The 16518-nt window shown below is 68.3% G+C and carries 14 protein-coding genes; 5 read left to right on the forward strand and 9 right to left on the reverse strand.

The window, feature by feature from the left end:
• Window positions 1-27 precede the first annotated feature (27 nt).
• From ACZ53N_RS04635 to ACZ53N_RS04650, 4 genes are read right to left on the reverse strand one after another with little or no spacing between them, the layout of a single operon-like run.
• Window positions 28-177, reverse strand: coding sequence for a DUF6760 family protein (locus ACZ53N_RS04635; RefSeq protein ID WP_469139507.1), 150 nt, complete (start codon window positions 175-177; stop codon window positions 28-30).
• Window positions 174-611, reverse strand: coding sequence for a hypothetical protein (locus ACZ53N_RS04640; protein ID WP_469139508.1), 438 nt, complete (start codon window positions 609-611; stop codon window positions 174-176). Before ACZ53N_RS04640 ends, ACZ53N_RS04635 begins: the two co-directional genes overlap by 4 nt.
• A complete protein-coding gene (locus tag ACZ53N_RS04645; protein ID WP_390144526.1) occupies window positions 611-1054 on the reverse strand; it encodes a phage tail protein in 444 nt (147 codons plus the stop codon). Before ACZ53N_RS04645 ends, ACZ53N_RS04640 begins: the two co-directional genes overlap by 1 nt.
• A 44-nt stretch (window positions 1055-1098) precedes the next feature.
• Window positions 1099-2652: a phage tail sheath family protein gene (locus tag ACZ53N_RS04650; RefSeq protein ID WP_469139509.1), complete on the reverse strand. Its 1554-nt coding sequence runs from the start codon at window positions 2650-2652 to the stop codon at window positions 1099-1101.
• 401 nt (window positions 2653-3053) lie between these two features.
• On the opposite strand from ACZ53N_RS04650, the gene ACZ53N_RS04655 reads away from it, so the two are divergent.
• Together ACZ53N_RS04655 and ACZ53N_RS04660 are read left to right on the forward strand one after the other, a co-directional pair.
• Window positions 3054-6383 carry a phage tail protein gene (locus ACZ53N_RS04655; RefSeq protein WP_469139510.1) on the forward strand — a complete coding sequence of 1110 codons (3330 nt, stop codon included), beginning with the start codon at window positions 3054-3056 and terminating at the stop codon, window positions 6381-6383.
• 9 nt (window positions 6384-6392) lie between these two features.
• On the forward strand, window positions 6393-7097 hold the full coding sequence (locus ACZ53N_RS04660; RefSeq protein WP_469139511.1) for an SMI1/KNR4 family protein: 705 nt from the start codon (window positions 6393-6395) through the stop codon (window positions 7095-7097).
• 72 nt (window positions 7098-7169) lie between these two features.
• On the opposite strand, the gene ACZ53N_RS04665 is transcribed toward ACZ53N_RS04660, so the two are convergent.
• The 4 genes from ACZ53N_RS04665 to ACZ53N_RS04680 form a co-directional block, all read right to left on the reverse strand.
• Complete coding sequence (locus ACZ53N_RS04665; protein ID WP_469139512.1) at window positions 7170-9197, reverse strand: ATP-binding protein; 2028 nt, start codon at window positions 9195-9197, stop codon at window positions 7170-7172.
• The gene (locus ACZ53N_RS04670) at window positions 9194-9919 is read right to left on the reverse strand and encodes a Pvc16 family protein (RefSeq protein ID WP_469139513.1); all 726 of its coding nucleotides are present in this window, start codon (window positions 9917-9919) and stop codon (window positions 9194-9196) included. Before ACZ53N_RS04670 ends, ACZ53N_RS04665 begins: the two co-directional genes overlap by 4 nt.
• A gap of 17 nt (window positions 9920-9936) precedes the next feature.
• The gene (locus ACZ53N_RS04675) at window positions 9937-12180 is read right to left on the reverse strand and encodes an HYR domain-containing protein (protein ID WP_469139514.1); all 2244 of its coding nucleotides are present in this window, start codon (window positions 12178-12180) and stop codon (window positions 9937-9939) included.
• A 191-nt stretch (window positions 12181-12371) separates the two neighbouring features.
• On the reverse strand, window positions 12372-12983 hold the full coding sequence (locus tag ACZ53N_RS04680; RefSeq protein WP_370424044.1) for a helix-turn-helix transcriptional regulator: 612 nt from the start codon (window positions 12981-12983) through the stop codon (window positions 12372-12374).
• A gap of 268 nt (window positions 12984-13251) precedes the next feature.
• On the opposite strand from ACZ53N_RS04680, the gene ACZ53N_RS04685 reads away from it, so the two are divergent.
• Complete coding sequence (locus tag ACZ53N_RS04685; RefSeq protein ID WP_469139515.1) at window positions 13252-14616, forward strand: COG1470 family protein; 1365 nt, start codon at window positions 13252-13254, stop codon at window positions 14614-14616.
• A 36-nt stretch (window positions 14617-14652) separates the two neighbouring features.
• On the opposite strand, the gene ACZ53N_RS04690 is transcribed toward ACZ53N_RS04685, so the two are convergent.
• Window positions 14653-15441 (reverse strand): eCIS core domain-containing protein, encoded by a 789-nt coding sequence (locus tag ACZ53N_RS04690; RefSeq protein WP_469139516.1) that lies wholly within the window; start codon window positions 15439-15441, stop codon window positions 14653-14655.
• 365 nt (window positions 15442-15806) lie between these two features.
• On the opposite strand from ACZ53N_RS04690, the gene ACZ53N_RS04695 reads away from it, so the two are divergent.
• Complete coding sequence (locus ACZ53N_RS04695) at window positions 15807-16202, forward strand: carboxymuconolactone decarboxylase family protein (RefSeq protein WP_469139517.1); 396 nt, start codon at window positions 15807-15809, stop codon at window positions 16200-16202.
• 3 nt (window positions 16203-16205) lie between these two features.
• Window positions 16206-16397: a hypothetical protein gene (locus ACZ53N_RS04700; protein ID WP_469139518.1), complete on the forward strand. Its 192-nt coding sequence runs from the start codon at window positions 16206-16208 to the stop codon at window positions 16395-16397.
• Window positions 16398-16518: the final 121 nt, after the last annotated feature.

Genomic DNA, 16518 nt, shown 5'->3' on the forward strand with positions numbered 1-16518 from the left:
GGCCGCTCAGCCAGGACAACACCCCCATCAGTGCCCCGCTCCGTTCAGCCGGGCGATCTGTTCGACGTATCCCAACCGATCGGCGTGTTCCAGGTCGAGGATCTGATCGAGCGACCAGTGGAAGTGGTAGGCGAGGTACGCGACTTCCTCGTGGATCCGGTCTGCCGCGTACGTCACGATTCCCCCAGGCGACCACCGCCGGCGAGGTCCACCGCGAAGTTCTCCCGGCACGCGGGGCAGGTGACGGCGGCGCGGGTGTGGCCTTCGGCGTTGATACGGCGGTAGAAGTCCTGCAGGAAGGCGAGGTCGGAGGCGAAGAGGTCCTCGACGACACCCGGGTGGACGTCCTCGATGGTGCCGAGGCGGGTGAGTACGCGGGCGATGAGCACCACGGAGAGGTAGGCGGAGTTCTCCCGTACCCGGTCGTCCCGCAGCGGGATCAGCTCGTCCCGGGCGGTCGCCAGCCGCATCACACCGGAACGGTGGACGGTGCCGGATTCGTCCACGTACCCGCGTGGCAGCTCGAAGGCGAACTCGGTGCGCAGCCGCTCCGGTTGCGCCGGCGATTCGGCCTCCGGGCGGGCGGTCGCCGCCGCGATGGTCCGGCGCATCAATCGACTTCCAGGCTCTCGTACGTGATCGCCAGCTTCTCCGTGAGGACGGAGGTGTCACCGGCCTTGAGCGCGCTGATCTCCAGCGACTTGGGCCAGGCGTTGATCAGCTTGTACCGCTTGATCGGGATGCCCTCGTAGTCGTAGACGATGATCGAACCGTTGCGGCGGGCATTGTTCATCTTCCCGAACCGGGAGTCCTTGATCCAGCGTTCGAAGCTGTTGTCCTCGGTCAGACCGCGGGCGACGGTGACTTCTCCGGCCTTGGGACGTCCGGGCAGCTTCTTGATGGCGTATTTGCCGTCGGCGGTGTTCTGCTTCAGCTCGATGACGTCCTGTTCCATCTTCAAGCCGGTGACCTCGGTGATCTGCCGGATGAGGACGCTGTCGAATTCCAGCCCGAAGGAATGCCCTACGGAACTGTCGAGATCGGGGAGCGGCATACCAGTCTCCTAGGTTCGGTACCGGAGTTCAGTTTCGTGCGCGGTCATTCGTCGACCGCGCCGCTTCCGCCGGACAGCTGGGCGAGCCGGAACACCACGAACTCCGCCGGCTTTACCGGTGCCACTCCGACCTCGCAGATGACCTGCCCCGCGTCGATGCTCTCCGGCGGGTTGGTCTCGCGGTCGCATTTCACGTAGAAGGCCTCGTCCGGAGTGAGGCCGAACAGTGCGCCCTTGCGCCACTCGTTGACCAGGAACGCCGACACGGTGCGCCGGACCCGGGCCCACAGGGCGTCGTCGTTCGGCTCGAAGACCACCCACTGCGTCCCGGCGAGAATCGACTCCTCCAGGTAATTGAAGAGCCGCCGGACGTTGAGGTAGCGCCATGCGGGGTCGGCGGCGAGGGTACGGGCGCCCCAGACCCGGATGCCGCGGCCGGGGAAGGCCCGGACGCAGTTGAGGCCGATCGGGTTGAGGAGGTCGTGCTCGCCTTTGGTGATCTGCGTCTGGAGGGCGACGGCTCCCCGCACGACCTCGTTCGCCGGGGCCTTGTGCACCCCGCGCGACTCGTCGTTGCGCGCCCACACGCCCGCGATGTGCCCGCTGGGCGGCACGAAGGCGTTGCGTCCCGCACCCGGGTCGAAGACCTTGATCCACGGGTAGTACATGGTGGCGTACTTCGAGTCGAACCCGGTGCGTTCGGTGCGCCACGCCTTGACCTGCTGCGGGCTCAGGCCGGGCGGCGGGTCGAGGATGGCGATGCGGTCGCCCATCGCCTCGCAGTGGGTGATGAGGCCCTGCTGGACGGAGACGACCGTGTCGAGGTCGAGCACGCCGCGCTCGTAGGCGCTCATCAGGTCCGGTGCCGCCACCATCGTGATCTCTTCGACGGCCTCCAGGCCGCCGAAGCCGGTGCGGAGGTCGGGGTCGCCGACGTAGGACTCGGCCGACAGCGCTTCGGGGGTCGGGGTGCCGTCGGGCGGCGGTGCGGCGAGGGAGACCGACTGCGCGGGCGGCCGTGCGGGCGCGGCGCCCTTGCCGGGTTCCTCCAGGGCGATGAAGCGGGAGCGGGAGGCGACCTGCGCGGCCACGTTGTCCTTGCTGCGCTTGGTGGTGACGGCGGGATAGGTCTCGACGACCTCGCCGTCCCGCTTCACCAGGAGCGTGAAGACGTCCTGGGGCGGGTCACCCCCCTCCGGCCCCTCCGGATCGGCGACTTCGACGGTGATCTCGCCGGTGACGCCGGGCAGGGCGCGTACGAGGTAGGGACCGAGCGGCGTCGGTGGTCCGGCGGCGATGGCGGGGGCGGTGCCCGCGTCGTCCTCGTCTCCTCGCTGCCCGCCGATGCGTACGACGTAAGCGATCCCGCCGCCGTTGGCGAAGAAGCCGTACACGGAGCCGGCGAGGTAGGTCCCTTCGATGAAGTCACCGAAGACGCCGACGAACTGGGTCCAGTTCGTGATCAGCGTCGGTTCGTTGAACGGACCCTTCTGCGCGAATCCGACGAAGGCGGCGACCGAGGTCCCGACCCCTTCGATCGGCCGCGACCCGGACTCCACCTCTTCGACGTAGACGCCCGGGGACAGGTACGACGGCATACCACTCTCCTTGACCGGGGAACGAGGGTGATTCTCGTCAGCGCCCGGGATCAGCGGAAAGAGCTTTCGGCCGCCCCGACGTGCACGGACGCCTGCCCGAACGGGCACCGGGCGATACCCCGGTTTCGTACCCCTCGCCTTGCCGTTCGTCTTCGCGGTCCGCGCATGCTCGACGCCATGTCGGGGACGTACGGAACCGTACGGGACGACCGGGTTGCGTCGTGAAGGCCACCCCGGAAAAGGTCACTACGACGGCACGCGGCATGCCCTCCGGGGCGGGAGCGCGTACGACGCGTGCCGCGGGGCCCGTGTCCGCCCCGGTGCCCGGGGTCCGGGGGCTGGACCGACGCGGAATTCAGCGACTTCAGGGGGCGGCGGGGAACGCGGCGGTCTCCCGTTTGGTGGCCCAGCGCTATGCGGAGGTGGTGAAGCCGCCGCCCGCTCAGGCACCGGGCTTTCGTGAGGTCACGGCGGATGTGACGGCGAAGAAGCAGACGATCGCGCAGCACCCTCCGGCGGCCGGTGAGTCGAAGGCCGCGCAGGACGCGGCGGTGGCTCCGCCGGACGACAAACAGGCCCAGGGCAAGGCGGCCCAGGCCGAGAAGATGAACGCGGCGAAGCCGGGCGAGTTCGACAAGGCGGGGTTCATCAAGGCGGTCAACGACGCGATCGCGGCGCAGGCGCCGAAGAATCTCGACGAGGCGGACAAGTTCTCGGAATCCGGGAAGGCCGACAAGGTCAAGGAACAGGTCGACGGGAAGGTCGGGGAGGGCAAGGAGTCCTCGGCCAAGGACATCGAGACCACGACCAAGGCGGCCCCGGACACCTCGGCGGCCAAGGAGAAACAGGTCACCCCGATGACCCCGGACAAACCCCCGGGGAACCCCGGCCCGCCGAGCGCCGACGCCGCGATACCGGCGAAGCAGCCGGACGCGGTGACGGACTTCTCCGAGGGGCCGAAGGAGAACGACAAGGCGCTGGCCGACGCGGAGATCACCGAGGACCAGCTCGCCAAGGGCAACGAACCGGAGTTCAACCAGGCCCTGTCGGAGAAGAAGAAGGCCGAGGAACACTCCGCGCAGGCCCCCGCCCAGGGCAGGGCCGCGGAGAACCGGCAACTGACGACGGCCAAGGCGAACGCGGCGGCAGCCGGCACCCAGGCGATGGCGTCCCTCACCGCCACCCGCACCGCGGCAGGCCAACAGGTCGACGGCGGAAAGGGCGAGACGAAGTCGAAGGACGAGCGGAAGCGGGCCGAGGTCACGGCCAGGCTCCAGACGGTCTTCGACGCGACGAAGAAGGACGTCGAAGGCACTCTGTCGGGCCTGGACAAGACGGTCGACGACCAGTTCACGCGAGGCGAGAAGGCCGCCCGGGATGCCTTCATGGCCGACCAGGAACGCCGGATGAAGGCGTACAAGAAGAAGCGCTATTCGGGGTTCACGGGAAAGCTCAAGTGGGTCAAGGACAAGTTCAAGGGCCTCCCGGAGGCGGCGAACCAGCTCTACCAGGAATCCCGCAAGCTCTACGTCCAGCAGATGCAGGGCGTCATCTCCGGCATCGCCGACACGATCGGCGCGGAGCTGGGCAAGGCGAAGGCCCGTATCGCGAAGGGCCGCGCCGAGCTGAAGGCCGAGGTGGACAGACTCCCCGCGGATCTCCGGCAGTTCGGCGAGGAGGCGGCGGCGGACTTCGCGGGCAAGTTCGACGACCTCGAGTCGGAGGTCAATGAGAAGTCCCAGCAGTTGGTGCAGGAGCTGGCCACCAAGTACACGCAGGCCCTCAACAAGATCGACGAGGAGATCAAGAAACTCCAGGAGGCCAACAAGGGTCTGATCGACAAGGCGAAGGACGCGATTGTCGGCGTCATCAAGACGATCAATGAACTGAAGAATCTCCTGATGGGCATCCTGGCGAAGGCCGCCGGAGCCATCATGAAGATCATCAAGGATCCGATCGGCTTCCTGGGCAACCTGGTCCAGGCGGTGGGCGCGGGCCTGAACCTCTTCATCACCAACATCGCCGACCACCTGGAAAAGGGCCTGGTCTCCTGGCTCCTGGGCACCGCGGTGCAGGCGGGCCTGGAACTCCCGGCGAAGTTCGACCTCAAGGGCATCATCCGCATCATCGGCTCGCTGCTGGGCCTGACATGGGAGAACATCCGCGCGAGAGTCCTCCGCAAGGGCGTTCCGGACCAGGCGATGAGCGCGGTCGAACAACAGGTCCCGGTGGCGGGGGCGTTGCAGCGTGAGGGCCCGGCGGGAGCGTCGAAGGAAATCTCCGCCCAGGCCGGCGACCTCAAGGGCTCGATCCTCCAGAAGCTCAAGGGCTATCTGATCCCGACGGTCCTGATCGCGGGCATCACGTGGATCGTGTCCCTGCTCAACCCCGCCTCCGCCTTCGTCAGGGCGGTCAAGGGAATCATCGACATCGTCACGTTCATCGTGAACCAGGGCGCGCAGGTCGTCGACTTCGTCAACGCGGTACTGGACGCGGTTGTCGCCATCGCGAACGGCGCCAAGGCGGGCGTCCCGAAGATGGTCGAGACGGCGCTGGCGGCGAGCGTCCCCCTGCTGATCGGCTTCTTGGCGGCGCTGGTGGGGGTGGGCGGGCTGGCGAACAAGGTGAAGCAGGTCTTCCATGCGGTGGCGCGGCCGGTGAATCGCGCGATCGACAAGATCGTGGACTTCCTGGCCAAAAAAGGAAAAGCTCTTTGGGAGAGGATCAGAGAAAGGAACAAGGGGAACAGGAAAAACGGGTCACATGTCAACGATGACCGCTCCAATAAAAAGAGTAATGTCCAGTGGTGGCTCTCCCGGAGAGGACTACAAGCAGAGTCCGGGGAATCGCACGTACTCATGTTCCGTGGCGCTGGCAGCAGCGCCCTCCTGGTGATACACAGCAACGAGGAGATCTACAGACAGTATCTGGAAAAGTTCGAAGATTCCGAACTGGACAGAACGAAGAAGCAAGCGAAGGAATCCGCAGAGGGCGAAACAAGAAAGCTGGAGGATATTCAAATCTCCACCCTCGCCCCCGCACAGAAGAAGAAAAAAGTCGAGGCGTCCCTGAGACGGCTGGCCCAGTTCACCATCACCCTCATCGGAAACAGACAGGAACTACCCGATTCATCTCCGCCGATCTATGGCCAACTTTCCCCAGGGGGTTTCGGCACACGAATGACAATCAACATCCTCACAGAGAAACCGCCGCCGGTGGGCCCTGGAGGAAGCGAGCCGAATGAAGGTCGACTAGCTCAAGAGCCGCAGTGGAAGTACCTCAGCCAGCGCAAGGAGAAGGTGACGAGCAGAAAAAGGTTCTACGTACTTGGCCACCTGCTGAACCACAACATTCACGGGCCTGGAATCACCTGGGAAAATCTCGCCCCCCAGTCTACGAGCGGAAACGGAAAATTCCGATGGGCCCCGGAAGAAAAAGTGAAACGTCTCGTACTGGGAAATACCGGAAAAGGGGTCAGGTACACCGTCGCACCCGTTTACAGCGGCCGCTCTGTCGACAAGGGCGCAATAATCGACGAATGGAAGCGCAGGAACGTTCCGGAAATCGAAACAAAGAAGGCAATTCTTAACGCGGAGGATTATGTCCCTACAGCATACAGCTGGGAGTACAAGGTGATTTTCGAGGACGGCAAGTTCATAGACTCAGGGGAGACGGACAGCGGAGAGACTCCGAACCCCATACGCCAAGAAGCAGGCAAGTATCACCAGTAGGAGTACACGATGCAGTATCGCGAAGAAATAGAAGGCCTGGCTCACCGGATCAGGCAGCATCCCCTGCTTGAGCTCCTCGAATTCGACCTGGGTTCGCCAGGTGAACGGGAATCAGTCGATGCAGCCGAGCAACGCCTGGGCACCACACTGCCCCACTCGTTGCGCAGCCTCTACTATGCATTCAACGGTGCTACGCTCCGCTGGCGGGTCAGGACCGACCTCGACGAGGCTTTGCAACACCGAGTGGACGAAGAACTGGCGTCATTGGCTGCCCAGTACGACATCTACAACACTGCCGGGGTAATACAATTCTTACCCCTGGATGAGATGCTCTTCGGCGAGGAGTACGAAGTCGAGCAACTCGATCCAAGTGGCGGCCGATTCGATTTTTGCGGCGAAAGCTACACTAATAATGATTTCACTAAAATGCTGCACATTTTCGACGCAGTCAATGACTTCACCGCCATGGCCTTCGTTATTTTAGGGGGTCACGGAGACTGGAAGATGCTGCGCCTCACCCACAACTGGTTCGAGTTTGATCAATCCCGAACGACCTACCTCGATGACTATTTTGAATTCGTCATCACGACGTGGGGTCTGCTCAGCGCACGGGAGGAACTCTTCTATGAGTATCGCGGGGACCGCCGCGAGCCGCTCATCTATGACAACGACCTCGCCCTTTCCAAGGTCCCCGCCATCCTCAGCAATCCCTAATACTGGAGTCCGTAGCCAAATCCAGCAGGGCACGGGTCCTCGCATAGCCGCCTGAGGTACGCGAATTTTCGATCAGCTTGCAAGTAGCTTCACATACGGCCCGAATTCCGCGGCCAGCGTCAAGCGGCCCAGCTTCTGGTACTCCCGCTGCACCCCCCGGATCAGGTCCGACATCGTCACCGGCTCCCCCGATTCCGCCGACAGGTACGCCGCCGTCACCGCCACCGACCGGATGTTGCCGCCCGCCAGTTCGAACGACTCCGCGCAGAACTTCAGGTCCAGGTCCGCCGCGCGCGGCAGCACCCGGCCCAGGCAGCGTTCCCACAGCAGCAGGCGTTGTTCCGCGTCCGGTACCGGGAAGTCGATCACCAGGTCCAAGCGGCGCGTGAAGGCGTCGTCCAGGTTGGCCCGGAGGTTTGTGGCCAGGATGGCCAGGCCGTCGAAGGACTCCATGCGTTGCAGCAGGTACGCGCTCTCGACGTTCGCGTAGCGGTCGTGGGCGTCCTTCACCTCCGAGCGTTTGCCGAAGATCGCGTCGGCCTCGTCGAAGAGCAGCACACCGTTGATTCCCGCCGCTTCCGAGAAGATGCGTTCCAGGTTCTTCTCCGTCTCGCCGACATACTTGTCGATGACCGTCGACAGATCCACCGTGTAGAGGTCCAGACCCAGGTCCGCCGCGATCACCTCCGCCGACATCGTCTTCCCTGTGCCCGAGTCGCCCGCGAACAGCGCCGTCACCCCTCGTCCCCGTCCGCCCCCGGGGCGCATGCCCCACTCCCCCAGGACCAGATCACGGTGGCGGGCCCGGGCCGTCAGTTCCCGTAGCTGGGCCAGGGAGTCGCGTGGGAGGACCAGGTCCGGCCAGCCGACCGTCGGTTCTATGCGGCGGGCCAGGCGGTCCAGGCCCGCCGCGTTCTGGGCTCGGGCGCCGGCGCGGATGTGGTCCGGGCCGAGGGGTCCCCCGTCCAGTACGGATGCCTGCGCCGCGCTCCGGGCGGCCCGGGCGATCTGGTCCGGGGACAGGAGGAACGGGGACAGGACACCGGTGATGTCCAGATCCGGCGGGACGGCCTTGGCGTACGCCTTCGTCCACAGGGCGGCCCTCGCCGGCGGTTCCACCCTCGGGGCGTGGAGCAGCAGCGGTGGCCGGGTCGACCATGTCGCGTCCCACGGGGCCCGCCCCACCAGGATCACCGGCAACGACGCGTCCGCGACCATGCGGATCACGTCCGGCTTCTCCCGGGCCAGGGCGTCGATCGGCCCGCACACCAGGCCCGCGCCCGTGAGGCGGGCCTCGCGGGCCAGGACGCGTACCGCTTCCGTCGGGTTCGGGTCCGCGGCCAGGCGTTCGAGGCCCACGCCCAGCGTTCCACGGCCCGAGCGGGTCAGCGCGGACGCCGCCAGGGCCGTGCCCGCTCCACCCTGTTCCTCCCGCAGGTAGGCGAGCTGGATGCCGCTGGCCAAGCCGCGCGCCAACGGCCCCGGGTCGCCCACCCCGGACACGTCGTGCCACGGAGCCAGCAGATCGGCGATCCGCGGAGCCGGGGTGTCGTCGCCGAGCAGGTGGGACGTCACCCGGTCCGGGACACGTAACTCCCGGCTCAGGAAGGGGCGGTCCGCCTCCTCCACCAGTAACAGCCCTCCCGCGCGCAGCGGCGCCGACGGGTCCAGCCGTCCTCGCGCACCCGCGTCGGCAGCGGACAGTCCGCACAGGCCGAGGGCCAGTCCCGCCGAGGGACGGCGGCGCGTCACGTCGTCGTTCAAGTAGCCGTAGAAGGCTTCGAAACGGTCGTCCAGGTCCGGTAGCAGGGCGATGAGCAGGATCTCCGTGTCCAGGTCCGTCAGGTCGAACTCCCCCACGACCAGGCCCAGTCGGGTCGGAGCAGCCGGCTCGGCGGGCTCCGCCGTGAACTCCGGCACCACGATCCGCCTGCCTTCGTCCAGCAGCCGCCGCACTCTCTCGTCGCTCAAGTACAGCCCGCGGAACGCGTCGTCCGGGTCCGGGTCCGTCTCCTGTCTCGCCGCCACCGCCCGTCGTACGCGCTGCTCGACGATGAGCGCGCGGCTCAGAAGGTGGCTCAGGCTCTGGTCCTCGGTCATGCCGGCCTTTCCTCCGTGCCCCGGCCCTCCGCCACCCGGGACGCGATCCCCGCCGCCGGTGCGCCCGGTCGCGTCCCGTAGACCGGCAGCCGTCGACCGTGCGGCGTCTTCCGGTACGCCCCCTCCGCCTCGGACGGCCGCTCGGGCGGGATGCCGGAGAAGCCGAGCCGCACGCCCTCCTCGCCGACCGGCGGGCCCGCCTCGTACACGGGCGACGCCGTCACCGGCACGCTCACCACCAGGTCGAGCGACGGTTTGAGTTCACCTCCGAGCGCGCTCCACACATCCGCGAACGACCGGTCCTCCGGCGGGGGCAGGGCGATGGTCATGGGGACCGCCACCCCGATCTCCGCCAGGGAGCCGGTGAGACGTTCCGCGGGCAGGGCCTCGTACCGCAGCAGGCAGGCGAGCAGTGAGGACAGCAGCCGGTGTTCGTCCTCCGGGCGTTTGGTCCAGGCGGTGATCAGGTACGAGAGCTTGAAGTAGCGCGGCGGCCGACGGCGGGCCACGACGACACCGGCCTCGTCGTACTCGTTGTGCAGCCCGCGTTCCCGGCGCCGGGTGTCCTCCCGGATGTCGTACAGGTACAGATTGACGGTCGGTGCGTTGACCTTGGCCGCCCAGTCACGCGTGGGCGCGTCGAAGGCCACCGCGATCTGGGCGCCCTCCAAGGCGTCGTCCCGGAACAGGGTGCGCAGGGACTCGTCGACCTCATGGATCACAGGGGGATTCCCTCGTCTCAGCTTCGGCCCGCGAAGCCCGGTGGGGCGAGATTGCGTTGCACGACCAGGAAGGGTCGCTGGAGCCGGTCCAACCCCCTTATCTCCGCGCGGAGTTCACGCGGACCGAGCTGGTCCTTGCGCAGCACCAGCACCTGGGCCTCGAACGATCCGTCGCGCCCGACCCGCACCGCCGACCGGGCCGCGGTGATCCCCGGCTTCCAGGTGAGCCGCACTGCCTGGCCGGGTGGGAAGTCCGTGCCGCGTGCCTGCACCACCTGGCCGGGCCGCCCGACCTCCGGGGTGATCGTGAGCTTCGGCTGCAGGACGCGGAGCCGGGCGACGGCGGTGTTGTTGACTTGTCGCGGGTCCCGCAGCGCGCCGCGCACGGTGGCTCGTAGCTCACCGTCGGCCGGCGTCGTGTACACCGCCGATTGCGTCACCGTGAGCCGCCCGCCCACCGGGATGCTGCACGGGTTGTCCTGGCCACAGGCCGAGAGGCGGCCCACCGCGCGCTTGCTCGCGTCGGGCACACCCGGCCACTCCGCCGCGAGGACGACGCCTTCCGCCACCCTCGGCCCGGCGTTGGTGAGGGTGAAGCGCGCCTCAGTGGCTCTCCCGGCATAGTTGGGTACGGGCGTCACACTCGCGGTCACCGCGACGTCCGCCTCGACCGGAATGGGAGCCGGGAGCACGGTGAAGATTGCCGTGTCGGTGCCTCTGTTGCCCGCGGAGTCCGTCGCGGTGCAGCTCACCTCGGTGGTTCCCAGCGGAAAGAGCGACCCGGGCGCGGGGACGCAGGTGACCGGCAGGTCGCCGTCCACCGCGTCCTTGGCGGTCGCGACGTAGTCGACCTTGGCACCGCCCGCGCTCGTCGCCTCGACCGTGCGGTCGTCCACCGTCACCTGTGGGGCGGACGCGTCATTGACGATGAAAGTGGCCGTGTCGGTGCCCTTGTTGCCCGCGGAGTCGGTGGCCGTGCAGGTGACGTGGGTGGTGCCCATCGGGAAGAGCGAGCCCGACGCGGGAGTGCAGGCGACCGGCAGGTCACCGTCCACCGCGTCGTTGGCCGTCGCGACATAGTCGATCTTCACGCCGTCCTTGCCCGTCGCCTCGACCGTGTGGTCGTCCACCACGACCCGCGGGGCCGCGACGTCGCGCACGCCGACGCTGATCCGCTCGTGGTAGTCGGGGACCGGGTCGGGTACGGCTTCCTCCCCCACCCGCGTCACCCCACCGGGCACCTTGCCGTCCATCAGGAACTGGACCGTGCAGTGCAGGGTCTGTCCCTGGGGGGCGTCGCCCGCCGTGGTGATGGTCTCCTTGAAGGCGACGGTGGCGCCGCTGGTCACCTTGCGCGTCGCCGGCTCCAGGGTGACGGTGAGGGCCGGGTCGCAGCCGGTCGTCCGATGGCTGACGGTCGTGGGCAAGGCGGTCAGGCCTTCTACGATCTTGTCGGCCACCCGTTTGGGGTCGACGCCCTTCAGGATCGTGCCCCCGGTGGCGTTCGCCACCTTGCTGCCCTGGTTGGGCTCATGGGGCTCCTTCGGCCTCCCGTCGCCGTCGAGACCGTCACCGACGGGGGTATCGATGTCGACGGCGACGACACGCGCCCTCTTGCCCGTCAGCGCGCCGATGGCGTCGTCGAGGCTGTGACCGAGGCTGGGGTCATGGCTGGAGGCGTCGCCGATCAGGACGACGACCGGGCTCGCGCCCTCCCGGAACGCCGTCTTCCCGTCTGCCCCCCGGGCGATCTGCCACAGCGCGTTGATCCAGTCCTCGACGGGCGGACTGCTGCCGCCGAGGTCCGCCTTGAGCTGGTCGACGCCCTTCTCCTGGACGTCCTTCAAGTCGCTCGTCAGCCCCTGCAGAACGCTGAACGCCTTCTCCCCATCGGTGACGTCGCCGTACTTGGCCACGGCGAACCACGAGTCCGGTTGTTCGTCCCGCACCGTCCTGGTGATGGTGCTGAGCTCCGTCTTCAGCTTCCCGATGGTCTCCGCCATGCTGATGGTCCCGTCCACCAGCAGCACCACGTCCGGCCTCGGTGGCACGACCGGCGTTCTCACCTGCTTGTCCACCTGGAAGGACGTGCCCGGGGCGAGGGTCGTCGCGACGGTGTCGGGCCGGACCGTCCACCAATTCGGGGAAGCCCGGCCACCGGCCGCGCCGGGTACGACGCCGACCAGCAAGGCCAGCACCACCATCACCGGGCCGATGCGGGAAGCCTTGAAGCGCGCCCAGGAGCGCCTGCCGAAGTCCATGCCGGAGGCCGTCCACCGCGCCGGCAATCGCTGAACCCCTCGCACACCCCACCCCGTTCACGATCGATGCCCGGCTCCGCGCCCCGGCCGCCTCACCCTCGCGCGCGCGTGCCCGCACCCACAGCGGAGTGCGAGCCAACCCTTCGGGTGCGCAACGCTGCCCGAAGGGGCACGCGGTCGCCGCGCGTCGTTCAGATCAGTCCTTGGCGGAGCGCGTAGGCCACGGCGTGCGAGCGGTTGCGCAGGTTCAGCCGGGTCATCACCGCGTGGAGCACGTTCTTGATGGTCCGTTCCGAGTAGGCGAGTTTCAGGGCGATGTCGGCGGTGTCGTATCCCTCGGCGACCAGCCGCAATACCTCGATCTCGCGGGCGGACAGACCGTTGAAGTTGATGCCGCGCGGCCCGAGCACCTCGCCCTGCAGACGGCCGACCTGTTCCAGCAGGCTGCCCAGCAGATCGGCCGGCACATACCCCTCGCCCCGCGCCACGGCCCCTATCACCTGGACCAGCCGTTCCGGGGTGGCTTCTGCGCGCCGGACGACTCCGACGAAGCCGCACTCCGCCGCGCTCACCAGTTGCTGCTCGTCGATCTGTGTGGTGACCAGCACCCCCCGCGCGGTGCTGGTCCGCTGGATCTGGCGCAGCACGCGCAGTGCGACCTCGTCGACGATGTCCACGACCATGACCACGACCTGGGCGTCCTCGGTGCCGCCCCGGTCGACGAGCCGTACTTCGGGGCGGGTGCGCAGCTGGCTCGCCACTCCGGCCTGCGAGATGGGGTCCTGTGCTCTCAGGTCGACCATGATGCGGTCCGCGGTTGTCTGGTTCACATCGTTCCTCCCTTGCCGAGCCACCGGTCCTTGTCGAGCCACCGATGTGATGCCTGTCGAATGCATCTGTCGTGCGCCTGTCACGTACGGGCACCCGCAGCTCTCCTCACCCCCTCATTTCCCGGCAAGCTCAGTATTCACCCGGGAAACTGACGATGTCTCAGGGCGAACCCCGATGTGCCCGAAAGTGTTCCTGTGCGGCCGCTGCCTCGCTGTGGTAGCGGCCCGTAGCGTGCGCGCCATGAGTGTTTCGGCGAGCCTGGACGAGTCTTCGGTCACCGTGGAGCCCGGTGGCGAGGCCGAACTTTCCGTGCGGGTGCTCAATTCGGGCACCACCGTTGAGGAGTTCCGGTTCGAGGTGGCCGGGCCGTGTGCCGGCTGGACCACCGTCGAGCCGGCGAGCCTGTCCCTCTACCCGGGCGCGTCCGGCTCCGCGACCCTGAGGCTCCGGCCACCGCGCGACCCCGGCGTCGTCCCGGGTGAGACCCCGCTCGGCCTGCGCGTCGTGCCCACCGGCGACACGGGCGACACCGTGGTGCCCGAGAGCGTCGTGACGGTGCTGCCGTTCACCGACATCGCCTCCGAGCTGGTACCGCGTACCTCGCACAGCGCCTGGCGCGGACGGCACAAGGTCGCGGTGGACAGCCGGGGGAACACGCCCGTGACGGTGCTGCTCACCTCCCAAGGAGGCACCGAAAGGGCCCGGTTGGCCTTCGAGCCCGCCGAGCTCACCATCCCGCCCGGTCAGGCCAAGTTCGCGAACCTGAAGGTCCGTCCGGCGGGGCGGCTGTGGCGCGGGGCACCGGTCACCCATCCGTTCCAGGCGGTGGTGGCGCCGAAGCCGGTAGCGGGGCAGGGGCCGTACGAGCCGGAGGTGCTGGACGGCTCGTACGAGCAGCAGGCCATCCTGCCGAGCTGGCTGCCCCGCGCGTTGATCGTGGCGGCCCTGCTGGTGGGTGTGCTGGTGGGGCTGTGGTTCGCGGTGCTCCGCCCCACCGTGCGCTCGGCCGCCCGGGAGGCGATCACGCCGGACGCCGTCGAGAGAGCCGTGAACAACAGACCGAAGGCAGCAGGGAGCGAGGGCTCGCAAGGGCAGCCGTCGGGCGGCCCGAACGCGCGGGGCGGTGCCAACGGCGGTACGACGACGGGAAGCTCCGGATCGTCCGGCGTCCAGGCCACGCCCGGTGCGGCGGCCGGTTCGACACCGAAGCCCGGCGAGCCGGGCGGGCCCGCGGCCCCCAAGAGCGCCCGGGTGGAGGTACGGGACTCGGTCGGCGGCGGGGCTCAGAGCGCATCCGCGATCACGGTCCCCGAGGGGAAGACGTTCGAGCTGACGGACATCGTGCTGCAGAACCCGCAGGGGGACGCGGGCACGCTGGTCGTGTCGATCCAGGACGAGCAGCACTTCAATCTGGCGCTGGAGAACTTCCGTGACTCCGACTACCACTTCGTGACGCCGATCGAGGTCCCGGCCGGCGGCCGGGTCACCCTGTCGGTCAGCTGCCGCGAGGTGGGTCGGCCCGTCAAGGCGCCGACTCCGTCGCAGTGTTCCGAGTCGATGTTCCTCGGCGGTTCCCTGCGTGCGGAGAAGGCAGGCAACGGCTGAGCCCACGGGCCCCGAGGATGCGGGCGCCCGGCCTCGCTACTCCGGCGGTGTCTCCTCTTCCTCCTCGGCGCCGCCCTCCGCGGCCCGCTGCACGAAGGAGCCCTGGACGTCGGCAGGCTCCTCGTCCTCGTCCTCGGTCTGCCGTTGCACCGGCGGCGCGGCGGCCGTGGGGGCGGGCGCGGGAGCCGGTACGGCCGGTGGCGCCGCGGCCGGGGCGGGCTGCGACATGACCCGCTCGGCGTTGGCGGCGGCCTCCTGCTCGAAGCGGTCCCCGGGGTCGCTCACCCGGATCCCGCCCGGCGCCTCGGTACCCTCGACCGGGCCGCTGCGCTGCTGGATGACGTGGGTGAGTTCATGGGCGAGCGTGGTCCGGCCCGCGTGCGAGGACGGGTCGTAGGCATCGCGCTGGAACACCACGTCGTTGCCCACCGTGTACGCGCGGGCGCCGACGTCCCGCGCCGACTCGTGCGCGGCGGAGCCCGTGTGCACCCGTACGTCGGAGAAGTCGGCGCCGAGCCTGGCCTCCATGTCGGAGCGGGTCTCCGGGTCCAGGGACCGTCCGCCGCCCGAGGTGATCACGTCGTGGACCGAGGAGCGCTGCGGGGCGTCCTCCGACGCCTCCCGTTGGAGCATCGACCGTACGGCGCCGTTGCCCACGGCGCGTTGCAGGGTGCCCATCCCGGAGCGGCCGACCACGTCCGTACGCCCCGAGGCAGCCGCCTCGTACAGCCGGGAAAGCCCGGCGGGGGCCTGCGCGTCCGCTGCCTTCCCGGGCTTCGCCGTCTCGTCGTGTTCGTGCTCGCTGCCGTGTTCGTGTGCGTGCATGCATGGCTCCCCTCGGAGTCTCCAGCCTCGTCGGGGACGCGACGGGCGTCCAGGCCCGGCTCCCGCCGGGAAAGGGCAGCGCCGTCTGCCCCAAAGGGAAGGCCCGCACCCCTTGTCGCGACCGCCGGCCCCGCCCGCCCTGGTCACCCAACGGAATCGATCACCTACCGTTCGCGTCCGCAGCCGCGTGGGCCGCCCCCGTGACAGCGTGGCTCCGCCGTGCTTGAGTTGAAGGTGAGGGCCGCGAGTGTCGCAGAGTTCGCCATGTGTCGCACCCTGACAGGTCCGGGTGCCTCTTCAGCTCGTGACCAGCACGAACGGGCCCCGGGCGGGCACGGCGGCGCCTCCACCAGGAGGGAGCCGTCATGGCTGCCACTATCAACCGCGGCGAGATCGAAGCCGACATCAAGCAGACCCTGGGCCTCGTCCCGCACTTCTTCTCGACCATCCCGACCGAGCTGCTCGCACCCGAGTGGGAGATCTTCAAGACGATCGAGCTCGGCGAGACGCTCATACCCAACAAGTACAAGGAACTGATCGGCGTCGGTCTGCACTCCGAAACCAAGTGCCGCTACTGCAGCCTGTTCCACACCGAGGCCGCGAAGCTCTTCGGCGCCACGGATGAGGAGATCCAGGAAGCCGTGCACTACGCGAAGGCGAGCCTGGGCTGGAGCGCGTACATCAACGGCATGCAGGAGGACTACGACACCTTCGCCGCCGAGCTGGCGCAGGTCGTCGACTACGTGCGGTCCCAGGGCTGACCGATGGAACTGGAGAGAGTCCGCCCGACGGTGCTCCGGGGCACGTTCCACGCGTACGAACTGGCGGCCCTGGCCGCGGCCGCCCGTTACGTCACGGAGTCCGCACCCCCGGAGCTGCCCGCCGAAGCCCTCGCCCAACTGCGTCAGGTGCTGGAGGAATACGACCGGCAGGTCCGCGACCTGTCGGCCCCGTGACGCCCACGACGTCCGAGGGCGGCGTCAGTGTTCCGTCCGCCGACTCGGCCGCTTGTTGCTCCAGGGCGACCTGGAGCAACAAGCGGCCGGGAGTGTCATCGGGGCCGGGGCCCCGTGCGGC

The organism is Streptomyces sp. NPDC033229 (assembly GCF_055576875.1).